Here is an 11,370-nt window from a genome sequence, read left to right as displayed (position 1 = left end):
GTGGAAATCCAAACTATCCTTTCAGAGGTTAAATATAAGGCAGTAAGAAGTAGTGGTGCAGGTGGACAAAACGTGAATAAAGTTTCGTCCAAAGTAGTGCTGACTTTTGACTTGTCTAATTCTCAGGGATTCTCTGAAGAAGAGAAATTGCTATTGGAGACCAACTTGCATAACAGACTCACTACCGAATTGCTGTTAATTTTGAATTGCGATGAAGATAGAAGTCAGATGAAAAATAAAGAAATCATCACTAAGCGTTTTTTGGATATTATAAAAAAAGGATTGCATGTTGCCAAAGAACGAAAGGCTACTAAAATACCAAAAGCGGCAATCCGCAAAAGAATTAAGGATAAAAAAAACTTATCTGAAACGAAACAAAACAGGAGAAAACCTGATTTTTAAATTTTTTTAAATTCATAATTTATAATCCACAATTTATAATTAATTTTGCACTGTCTCAAAGGGGTGCTCCAAATAACGAGCTGAGATTATACCCAAAGAACCTGGGCGGGTAATGCTGCCAAGGGAAAAAACGACAAAAAAGTAGTATTCAATAGACTATTTGTCGTAGAACAATCATTTTTTAATTTAAACAAAAGAATAATTCCCCCTTTTATTCGTAATCATTTTACGGATGAAAATTTCAATTCAATTTATTGGCTTTAAAAAAGTCAGTACGAAAACGGCTCAATTCTCAAAACGTTTTCTATTTTCTATTTTCTTTACTTTAGTATCTTTTCTTTCTTTTTCTCAGGTAAAAGATACTACAAAGGTTAATCAACTCGATGAAGTCTTGGTTTCGGCCATACGTGTAACCACAAAAACACCAGTTACATTCAGTAATTTGGACAAAAAAGACATTCAGACAAGAAACTTAGGCCAAGACATTCCTATTTTGATGAATTATCTGCCTTCGGTTGTGACAACTTCAGATGCTGGGAATGGAGTAGGTTACACTGGTATTCGTGTGCGTGGGAGTGATGCTACCCGTGTGAATGTGACCATCAACGGAATTCCATATAATGACTCCGAAAGTCAAGGAACGTTTTGGGTAAACATGCCTGATTTTGCTTCTTCAGTTCAGAGTTTGCAATTGCAACGTGGAGTAGGAACATCTACAAATGGAGCTGCGGCTTTCGGCGCGAGTTTGAATATGTTGACAGATTCTTATTCGGATAAGGCTTCGGGTGAAATTTCCAGTTCTTTTGGAAGTTTTAATACGTTTAAAAATACCGTAAAATTCAGTACAGGTTTGATGAATGATCATTTTGAAATTGCAGGTCGTTTATCAGTATTAAAATCGGATGGATATGTTGATCGTGCAAGTTCTGATCTTAAATCGTATTTTCTTCAAGGAACTTATGTTGGGAAAACGACTTTAATCAAAGCACTGGCTTTTGGTGGTGTAGAGCGTACTTATCAATCTTGGAATGGAGTTGATGCTGCGACTTTAGAGACTGATAGAACATATAATTCTGTTGGAGAGAAATTCGATGACAATGGAGTTTTTGAAGGGTTCTATAATGATCAGGTAGATAATTATAATCAAGATCATTATCAATTACATTGGAATGAGAAAATTTCAGATCAATGGAGTACTAATTTAGCTTTTCATTATACAAAAGGGAAAGGGTATTATGAGGAATTTGTAGATGATTGGAAGTATAAAAATGTATATTTTGCTGATGATTCCAAGTTTTCTTTCTTGGGCTTAGATCCAATTACCGTAAATGGAGAAACAATTACGTCAACTGATTACACACGTAGAAAATGGTTGGATAATGATTTTTATGGGACAACATTTTCAGCTAATTATAAAGCCGATAAGTTAGATGTAATTTTAGGTGGAGGGTATAATAAGTATGAAGGCGATCATTTTGACCAAATACTTTGGGCTCAATATCCTTCTAATAGCCAGCCTGGGGATATTTATGATTCTAGTTATGCAACTAAAACTGATGGGAATATTTTTGCAAAAGCTAATTATCAATTATTGGATAACTTAAGCGTTTATGGAGATTTACAACTTCGAAATGTGCATTATAAAACAGATAGTGATGAAACAGGATTGGTAAACGATAACTTTAATTTCTTTAATCCAAAAGCGGGCTTAACTTTTGAGGTAAATAAGCAAAATGCTTTGTATTTTTCGTATGCGAGAGCTAATAGAGAACCCAACCGATCAGATTATAAAAATGGAAGTCCCAAGCCAGAAAAACTAAATGATTTTGAATTGGGCTGGCGTATGAGAACTCCTAAAAGCCAAGTGAATGTCAATGGGTATTACATGCATTATAAAGATCAGTTGGTATTGACTGGAAGCCTTGATGATGTAGGAAATCCTATTCGACAAAATAGTGGAGACAGTTATAGATTGGGAATAGAAGTTGATGCAACTGTACAGTTTTTAGAAAAATGGACAGTTTCTCCAAATCTTACGCTGAGTAGCAACAAAAATGTTGATTTTGTTTCTGAGGATTTAATAAATCTAGGAAATACAAACATCGCTTATTCGCCTAATTTTATTGCGGGTAACATTTTAGCTTTTTCGCCAATAACTCCATTAAAATTGAGTTTGTTGTCTAAGTTTGTTAGCGAGCAATACATGAACAATATTGACGATACTAGTGGCAAATTGAAAGATTATTTTGTGAATGATTTCAATGCTTCTTATCAAATTAAAACCAATTCAATTTTTAAATCTATTGCGATTAATTTATTGGTAAACAATATATTTAATGTTGATTATGTTTCTAATGGAGCAGATTATGGAGGAGGATATGTTTATTATTTTCCACAAGCCGGAAGCAATTTCTTAATTGGATTGAACTTGACGTTTTAAGGAATAACATCTTGGTCACGCGTGAAGGATAGAAGCAAGCTACCGAAGTAGCGGATAGCCTGACAGCATAAAGAAAAGGGAGCGACTCACCAGTACGATGAGTAGCTCCCTTTTCTTTATGGTGACACGCCCAAAAGGGCTTAATTATAAATACGAATAAGTGTTTCACTTATTACTTGCACGCGGTATTGTTTCATCGGGTAGGTCGCATCACCTTGGCCTGTGAATAGATTGTATTCTTTGTTGTCACAAGCGCAAAGAGCATTAATCCCTTTGATGGTCATAGTCGAACAACTACTGATCTCTTGATTGGGACAGGCGGCATCAAAAGCGTTGTAGCCACTTCCAGTATTGAAAACAATTATACCTTTTGCGCCCGCATTTGAATAATAGATTCCATTGCCAGGACTTTTAAGGGGTGAATAAAGTGGCAAATTCATGTTGAGATCTACCGAGAAGCTGTAATTGGGGATATATGGGTTTTTATTGGAGCTTTCATTGTTGCTGCATCCTATAAAAAATATTAGTAGCATGAGAAATAGAATGTGTTTTTTCATTATCAAAAATTAAATATAAAGTATTAGTGAAACAAATTTAATTTATTTAACTTTGAAATTGTTATGATTAACATATAATTGTAAACTAAAAACAAAAATATAGTATCTTTGTGGAAAGAAATCCCGTCCTGATGGGATTTTTTCTATTTTATATAAATGACGAAATTATGAGCGCAATATCGTATTACACAGCCGAAGGATTAAAAAAATTAAGAGAAGAATTAGATTACTTAAAAAGCGTGATGCGTCCAAAGGCTTCTCAAGATATAGCAGAAGCAAGAGACAAAGGGGATTTATCTGAAAATGCAGAATATGATGCCGCCAAAGAAGCGCAGGGAATGCTTGAAATGAGAATTGCTAAGCTAGAGGAGGTTCATGCTAATGCAAGATTGATTGACGAGTCTAATTTAGATTTGTCTAAAGTGTTGGTTTTGTCAATTGTGAAAATAAAAAACCAAACCAACGGAATGGAGATGAAATATACATTGGTGGCAGAAAGTGAAGCCGATTTGAAGACTGGTAAAATATCGGTTACTTCTCCTATTGGAAAAGGGTTGTTGGGTAAAAAAGTAGGTGAAGTTGCCGAAATTACTGTTCCTAACGGTGTTTTGAAATTTGAAATTCTTGAAATTTCTAGAGAATAGTTTTTTAAGAGTTTAACCGTTAATTCGTTTAACCGGTTAAACAAATTAACGGTTAAACAAATTAACAATGAGCACCATTTTCAAAAAAATAATCGACGGAGAAATACCTTGTTACAGAGTAGCTGAGGATGAGAACTTTTTGGCTTTTCTAGATGTAAATCCAAATGCAAAAGGACATACGCTTTGTATTCCTAAGAAAGAAGTAGACAAGTTTTTTGATATAGAAGATGATTTGTATCTTGGTTTGATGGCTTTTTCTAAAAAAGTGGCAATTGCCTTGGAGAAAACGGTTCCTTGCAAAAGAATAGGAGTGGCTGTTGTGGGGCTTGAAGTGCCTCATGCACATGTTCACTTAATTCCTTTGAATGAAATGGGGGAAATGACATTTAGACACAAAGTAAGTTTGACAAAGGATGAGTTTGAATCTTTGGCGAAAAGTATTCAAGCAAATTTGTAAAAGTATAAAGGTAAGAACACGGATCTTTTAAAAGGTTCGTGTTTTTTTATGCCTGAAAAAGTGATTGGTTATGAAGTACATGTTTTTATTTTTGATGTTGGCGGTTGCTAGCTTTGGACAAACCAAAGGAGTTTATACTTTGGTTGATGCTAAAATGGACAAAATTCCAAATGATTTAAGTACTTCAACCATTGGAATTGCAGAATATATCAATGCTAATTTTAAATCTGAAAATGATAAAGTAAGAGCTGCATTTTATTGGACAGCTTCAAACATCAGGTATGATATTGAGAATATAGAATCTATTGATTATAAAGAAATTTCTCAGGATAAAATAAAAAATGCAGTACTTACTAAAAAAGGAGTTTGTATTCATTATGCTGAGGTCTTCAATGATATTGCAAAAAAAGTGGGAATAAAATCCTATCTCGTTTATGGATATACCAAGCAAAACGGAAAAATAGATATACAGTCACATGCTTGGTGTGCTGCTAGAATTGACAATGTTTGGTGGCTTTTTGATCCCACTTGGGGAGCGGGTTACGTTGACAAAAAGAAGTTTTTCAAGAAAATTAACAACCTCAATTATAAGGTTGCTCCAAATCAATTTATTGCATCACATATGCCTTTTGATTATTTGTGGCAGTTTTTAAATCAGCCAATATCGAATCAAGAATTTATTGAGGGAAAAACACAGTTGAATAAGAGCAAGGTCAATTTTGATTTCGTTACTCAAATTGGGGAGTATGATAATATGTCGGATTTGGATAAAGCAAAAACTTCTTTAATTCGAATGGAGAAAAATGGAGTTAAAAACAAGTTGATTCAAGAATTTGTTTTTTCAAAAAAGAGTGAGGTTGATGCCTTACAGAATAATGAAGCGATGGATAAGATGCAGGCAATCAGTGACGATTACAATCAAGCTATTTCAATGTTTAATGATTTTATTTATTATAGAAATAATAGATTCAAACCAGTCTTGCCAGATGAAGAGATTAAGGCAATGATTGAATCTCCAAAACAGAAAATACTGGATTGTCAAAGCCGTATTTATAAGATTGGCGCTTATAATGACAATAATATTGCTAATGTAAAATCATTGAAAAACTCAATAATTGATGTTCTTAAGCAAATCGAAGTACAAGAAAAATTTGTAAATGACTATTTAAGTAAAAGCAAATCGGGTAGAAAATCAATGTTTAGCACGACAACTTTTTTTGGAATTCCGGTTAGGTAAAATCGCTTACTGCTTCAGTTGACAGTGTTTTGTCAGACGAATTGTTAAACATATAAGTCATGTAAGTTTTTAGTTGAAACAAATGAAGTAAAATCAAAAGTTCATTCAAGTAAAGATATTTGACTTATATTCTCTTTTTAACGACTAAGTGAATAAACAGTTTTAAAAAACTTATGTAACTTATATGTTAAAAATTAAATATAGCGGATAAAATTCACGTTTTTCTTAAGATAATTTGCATCGTTGTTCCTTTACCCATCTCAGAATGGAGTACTTTGATAGTACCCTTGTGATATTCCTCGACAATTCTTTTGGTTAAGGAAAGTCCAAGTCCCCATCCTCTTTTTTTGGTAGTAAAACCAGTTTCAAAAATGCGGTGGAATTCTTTTTTGGGAATACCACTACCGGTATCGGTTACGTTTATTTTTACGTGATGATTATCCTCTTCCATTTCCATCGATAATTTTCCTCTTCCCTTCATTGCGTCAATAGCATTTTTGACTAGATTTTCTATCGTCCAACTATGTAAAGTGGGGTTTAGTAAAATATTTATAGGTTTAGAAGGCCCTTTGAATGAAAATTCAATCTGGTCAGAAAAACGTGAAATGAGATAATTATAGGATTGCTTCGTTTCTTCGACCGCATCTTTTAATTCTAATTTGGGCTCGGAACCAATTTTAGAAAAACGGTCGGTAATAGTCTGCAAACGTTCAATGTCTTTTTCGATTTCAAGGGTTATTGATTCGTCAATATTCTCCATTTTTAAAATCTCGAGCCAGCCAATTAGAGACGAAAGCGGCGTTCCTATTTGGTGAGCTGTTTCTTTGGCCATTCCCGCCCACAATTTGTTTTGGGTAGATATCTTATGTCCGAGGTAAAAATTGTAAATAAGGATACCGCACAAAACGATGATTAGTGACAACGCGATTGGGTAATATTTCAGTTTGTCTATCAAAGAAGAATCACCATAATATAACTCCTGGGATTTTCCTGGCGCATAAATGATTTTGATAGGTTCATTTTCGCTTTTTAATTCGGCCAAATACTCAATTGACTTCGCTTTGTTTTTTATGATTTCGTCGTCAATATTTACAGAGTTTATAATGCTGTCATTTTCCGTCAGTATCAGCGGAATCGTGGTGTTATTGTTGAAAATCTGAAGCGGTAAATCCACTTCGGTATTTTCTTGGGCATTAATTAATGTTTTCTCGGCTGTAGCCCAAAGATTCATTTTTATCCGCTCCTCATTTTTGAATATTTGAAAAAAAGTATAGGTATTCCAAAGAATAATGGCAATTATCAAAAAGGAAATAAAAATAATAATCCAACGTATGGGGTTGCTGTTTTCGGAAAAATTCATAAAAGTAAATTTGTGGTATAAATATAACGAAATAATAGTCGTTGGATTGTGTTGGCATAAAAAATCATTGTTTATAATAGCCTAATTGCAATTGTTTTTGGAGCTTAATCCTGCTGTCCGTTATATTCCCAATTTAGAAAAACTATGGCAAAAAAGCCTTGTTTTTCTAAATTGGGAGATGCCACTTCCATCAGGGCTAGGGCATTTGTTTTCATAATATAATTGTTGAATTATCTATAATCTAACGGCTATTTTGTTATTTTTGTCCAAATAAAAAATTTATGATTAGCATTGATCCAAAAAGCATTGACACTGTAAAACTACAAGGGTATTTACAAAGCTCTGTAGGGCCTCGACCTATCGCTTTTGCTAGTACTATGGGGAAAAATGGGATTCCTAATTTGTCGCCTTTTAGTTTTTTTAATGTATTCAGCGCCAATCCGCCCGTACTTATTTTTTCACCCGCAAGACGCGTAAGAGACAATACGGTTAAACACACATTAATCAATGCCGAAGCTACTGGCGAAGTTGTTATCAATGTGGTGAATTACGATATGGTGCAGCAAACTTCTTTGGCCAGTACAGAATATGCCGAAGGTGTTGATGAGTTTTTAAAATCAGGACTAACACCAGTTCCTTCAGATATCGTAAAACCGTATAGAGTTAAAGAATCACCAGTGCAGTTTGAATGCAAAGTGACCCAGATAATTCCTTTGGGAACAGAAGGTGGTGCAGGAAATTTAATCCTTTGCGAAGTGGTTCGTATTCATATCAATGAAGCGATTCTAAATGAAAATGGGGCTATCGATCAATACAAAATTGACTTGGTTTCCAGATTGGGAGCCAATTGGTATTCCAGATCAAATCAGGGATTGTTTGAAGTGCCAAAACCGCTTACAAATCTGGGAGTTGGAGTAGATGCCATACCTGATTTTGTTAAAAACAGCTCAGTTTTTGATGGAAACGATTTAGGAATGTTAGGGAACATTGAAGCCTTGCCTACTAAAGAGGAAGTTAGTATATTTGTAAATCAAAATTTCGCAGTAAAGGCCGTTTTGAGTTCGGATGACATTGAAAAACAGCACTTAGAGGCCAAAAGATATCTTTTGGACAATGATGTAGTTTCGGCATGGAAAGTGCTTTTAGCCAAAAAAATAAAATCAAAGTAACAATAATAAAACAAAAAGAAGATGGAAGTATTAGGAAAAGTTAAAGTTGTTAATCCAGAGCAACAAGTAAGTGCAGCATTCAAAAAAAGAGAGCTGGTTGTTACTACAGATGAGCAATATCCGCAACATATTTTGATTGAATTTACTCAAGACAAATGTGATTTGCTAAACAGTTATAATATTGGTGAAGCTGTAAAAGTTTCTATCAATTTGAGAGGAAGAGAATGGATTAACCCACAAGGTGAAACAAGATATTTTAACAGTATTCAAGGTTGGAGAATTGAAAGATTGGTTGCTGATGCACCAACTCAACAAGCACCTCCAATGCCAGCTGCTGCAACTTTTGCGCCAGCAACTAACTTAAATGAAGAAGAAGCAGACGATTTGCCATTCTAAGACAAAAAGAAGTCAAAAGTTAGAAGTCAGAAGTTTGAGTTTACTTGAATTTCTGGCTTTTTTGTTTTTGAAATTTCCATTGATATTGAAATCTAGAAATGTATTATTTATCTAAAGCTTTATTCTTTCCGCCAGTTTCTCACGCCGACAACGATGGGATTATTGCCATTGGTGGGGACTTGATTCCAGAGCGTTTGCAGCTAGCTTATAGAAAGGGAATTTTTCCTTGGTTCAACGAAGGGGAGCCCATTATTTGGTGGTCACCCAATCCTAGAATGGTATTGTTCTTAGATGAATTGATTGTTTCCAAAAGTATGCGAAACATCTTAAATCGAAACATTTTCACAATTACTTTCAATCAGAATTTCAGGGAGGTTATTTCCAATTGCAGGCAAGTAAAACGTGATGGACAAACTGGAACTTGGATTACAAATGAAATGATTGAAGCTTATTGCAAGCTCAACGAACTTGGAATGGCAAAATCGGTTGAAGTTTGGCAAAATGGCCAACTAGTTGGAGGATTGTACGGCATCGATTTGGGGCATATTTTTTGTGGAGAAAGTATGTTTTCGTTGGTTTCCAATGCCTCCAAAGTCGCTTTTATTGCTTTGGTAAATCAGCTTAAAAAAGACAATTATCGCTTGTTGGATTGCCAAGTTTATAACGAACATCTCGAAAGTTTAKGCTGTAAGGAAATTAAAAGAGAAGATTTTATGACAATTTTGAAGAGCAAATAATTATCAAATTCGAAATACACAATCTGTTTTCTAAAATTTCAACTTTGTAAAACTCCAATTCAAAGTACTAAACAATACCAATTCGTTTTTTAGTATAGGCAAACCCATAATAAGTTTCAAAGTTTCGTGCGCCATCATCGTGCCTATTATTCCAGGTAAAGTTCCTAATACTCCATTCAAATTGCAATTGGGTACATCTTTCGGATTCGGTGGTTCAGGAAATAAATCCCGAAGATTTTTTGTTCCGTTGTGATTGAAAACGGCCAATTGTCCTTCAAATTTTAAAATGCTTCCATAAACTAATGGTTTTCCCAAAGCCACGCAAGTGTCGTTTACTAAATAACGAGTGGCAAAATTATCCGATCCGTCGACAATAAAATCAAAATTCTGCATAATTTGGACGGCATTTTCGGAAGTTAATTTTTCTTCGAATGCCACAATGGAAATTAAAGGATTCATTACTTCCAATGTTTCTTTCGCTGCGATGGCTTTGCTTTGGCCTACTTGGTTTTGGGTGTATAAAATTTGACGATGTAAGTTATGAATTTCTATTTTATCAAAATCAACTATGCCAATAGTACCGACACCTGCAGTAGAAATATATTGTAAAATAGGACAGCCCAGTCCGCCGGCTCCAATAACCAAGACTTTGGCTTTTTTTAGTTTTTCTTGTCCTTCATCGCCTATTTCAGGTAACATCATTTGGCGGTTATATCTTAAATAATTTTGAACTATACTCATTTTATTAAATCTTAAAGTTAGAAAGTCACAAAGGTGAAAGGAAGCATTAATTAAGAATTGAATCCTTTTTAAGACTTTCGGCTTTCGACTTTTTACTAAATGTTCTGTCCCAATCTTTCCAAACAGGTTCGTATCCTTTGCCAGTAATTATTTTGGCTATTTCTTCAGCGGAACGCTCATCGCTAATCTCAAATTGTTCCAAGGATTGTGGATCAACGACGTAACCGCCTGGATTGGTTTTGGAACCCGCACTCATACTGGTTACTCCAATCGGAATGATATTATTTCTGAAATTTTCGTTCTCTCGTGTCGAAATTGAAATCTCTAAATCTTCATTCCACAGACGATACGCACAAATCAATTGCGTCAAGTCTTTGTCGTCCATAATGAAGTTGGGTTCAATAATTCCTTCGGCGGGTCGTAACCTCGGGAACGAAACCGAATATTTCGTCTGCCAATAGGTTTTTTGTAAATAATCCAAATGAAGGGCATTGAAAAAACTGTCCGTTCTCCAATCTTCAAGGCCTAATAAAACGCCCAATCCAATCTTGTGAATTCCTGCTTTCCCAATTCGGTCGGGTGTTTCTAAACGAAAATCAAAGTTGGATTTTTTACCTTTGGTGTGATACTTTTTGTAAACTTCCTGATGATAGGTTTCCTGATACACCAAAACGGAATACACCCCAGCTTCGTGTAACTTTTGGTATTCTTCGGTTGAAAGAGGCTGTACTTCTACAGAAATGGTTGAGAATTGCTCTTTTATTTGGTCAATCGCATTTAGGAAATAGTTGATATTTACAGTATAATTAGCTTCTCCGGTGACCAATAATACATGATCAAAACCTGCTGTTTTTAAGGCTCGTACTTCTAGATTTATTTCAGTATCCGATAATGTTTTGCGTTTGATTTTATTGTCCAGACTAAATCCGCAATAAGTGCAAATGTTTTGGCATTCATTGCTTAAATACAGCGGAGCATACATTTGGATAGTTTTTCCGAAGCGTTTTTTGGTCAATTCATGGCATTCTTGTGCCATCTGTTCCAAATAAGTCATGGCTGCAGGCGAAATCAAGGCCATGAAATCATCGAGATTTCTTTTACTTTTTGCCAATGCTTGTTCCACTTGTTTGGTGGTTGTTTGGTATATTTTAGTTTGAATGGTATCCCAATCAGAACCTTCAAAAACCGACTTAAATGTTTTCATTTTTAATGTTTTTTTTACAATAACCC

The 11,370-nt window shown here is 34.7% G+C and carries 12 protein-coding genes; 8 read left to right on the top strand and 4 right to left on the bottom strand.

Annotated features, from left to right (window positions below; all coding sequences use genetic code 11):
- Complete coding sequence (arfB, locus tag AC1DY0_RS04985; RefSeq protein ID WP_477187556.1) at positions 1-402, top strand: alternative ribosome rescue aminoacyl-tRNA hydrolase ArfB; 402 nt, start codon at positions 1-3, stop codon at positions 400-402.
- A gap of 232 nt (positions 403-634) precedes the next feature.
- A complete protein-coding gene (locus AC1DY0_RS04980) occupies positions 635-2,842 on the top strand; it encodes a TonB-dependent receptor (protein ID WP_477187555.1) in 2,208 nt (735 codons plus the stop codon).
- Between the two features lie 140 nt (positions 2,843-2,982).
- Here the strand turns inward: AC1DY0_RS04980 and AC1DY0_RS04975 are convergent, their stop codons facing one another.
- Positions 2,983-3,375, bottom strand: a complete 393-nt coding sequence (locus AC1DY0_RS04975) for a Rieske (2Fe-2S) protein (RefSeq protein ID WP_477187554.1) — start codon at positions 3,373-3,375, stop codon at positions 2,983-2,985.
- 191 nt (positions 3,376-3,566) lie between these two features.
- Between AC1DY0_RS04975 and greA the strand changes: the two genes are divergently transcribed.
- From greA to AC1DY0_RS04960, 3 genes are all read left to right on the top strand, one after another.
- The gene (gene greA, locus AC1DY0_RS04970) at positions 3,567-4,043 is read left to right on the top strand and encodes a transcription elongation factor GreA (RefSeq protein ID WP_477187553.1); all 477 of its coding nucleotides are present in this window, start codon (positions 3,567-3,569) and stop codon (positions 4,041-4,043) included.
- 67 nt (positions 4,044-4,110) lie between these two features.
- Positions 4,111-4,500, top strand: coding sequence for an HIT family protein (locus tag AC1DY0_RS04965; protein ID WP_477187552.1), 390 nt, complete (start codon positions 4,111-4,113; stop codon positions 4,498-4,500).
- A 70-nt stretch (positions 4,501-4,570) separates the two neighbouring features.
- Positions 4,571-5,737 carry a transglutaminase domain-containing protein gene (locus tag AC1DY0_RS04960; protein ID WP_477187551.1) on the top strand — a complete coding sequence of 389 codons (1,167 nt, stop codon included), beginning with the start codon at positions 4,571-4,573 and terminating at the stop codon, positions 5,735-5,737.
- Positions 5,738-5,951: 214 nt separating this feature from the next.
- On the opposite strand, the gene AC1DY0_RS04955 is transcribed toward AC1DY0_RS04960, so the two are convergent.
- Positions 5,952-7,097 carry a sensor histidine kinase gene (locus tag AC1DY0_RS04955; protein ID WP_477187550.1) on the bottom strand — a complete coding sequence of 382 codons (1,146 nt, stop codon included), beginning with the start codon at positions 7,095-7,097 and terminating at the stop codon, positions 5,952-5,954.
- 281 nt (positions 7,098-7,378) lie between these two features.
- Here AC1DY0_RS04955 and AC1DY0_RS04950 point away from each other — a divergent pair, with 281 nt between their 5' ends.
- The 3 genes from AC1DY0_RS04950 to aat all read left to right on the top strand — a co-directional run bounded on the left by AC1DY0_RS04950 (position 7,379) and on the right by aat (position 9,399).
- Entirely contained in the window at positions 7,379-8,266 is an 888-nt protein-coding gene (locus tag AC1DY0_RS04950; RefSeq protein ID WP_477187549.1) for a flavin reductase family protein, read from the top strand.
- 21 nt (positions 8,267-8,287) lie between these two features.
- Entirely contained in the window at positions 8,288-8,662 is a 375-nt protein-coding gene (locus AC1DY0_RS04945) for a DUF3127 domain-containing protein (RefSeq protein WP_477187548.1), read from the top strand.
- A 98-nt stretch (positions 8,663-8,760) separates the two neighbouring features.
- Positions 8,761-9,399 carry a leucyl/phenylalanyl-tRNA--protein transferase gene (gene aat / locus AC1DY0_RS04940; RefSeq protein WP_477187547.1) on the top strand — a complete coding sequence of 213 codons (639 nt, stop codon included), beginning with the start codon at positions 8,761-8,763 and terminating at the stop codon, positions 9,397-9,399.
- 30 nt (positions 9,400-9,429) lie between these two features.
- Here the strand turns inward: aat and AC1DY0_RS04935 are convergent, their stop codons facing one another.
- Positions 9,430-10,140: a HesA/MoeB/ThiF family protein gene (locus tag AC1DY0_RS04935; protein WP_477187546.1), complete on the bottom strand. Its 711-nt coding sequence runs from the start codon at positions 10,138-10,140 to the stop codon at positions 9,430-9,432.
- A gap of 46 nt (positions 10,141-10,186) precedes the next feature.
- A complete protein-coding gene (thiH, locus tag AC1DY0_RS04930) occupies positions 10,187-11,344 on the bottom strand; it encodes a 2-iminoacetate synthase ThiH (RefSeq protein ID WP_477187545.1) in 1,158 nt (385 codons plus the stop codon).
- Between the last annotated feature and the right edge of the window lie 26 nt (positions 11,345-11,370).

This window comes from Flavobacterium sp. P1_E4 (assembly GCF_056405915.1).
The sequence above is the reverse complement of the archived record's forward strand: the minus strand, read 5'-3'. Positions and strand labels throughout refer to the sequence as shown.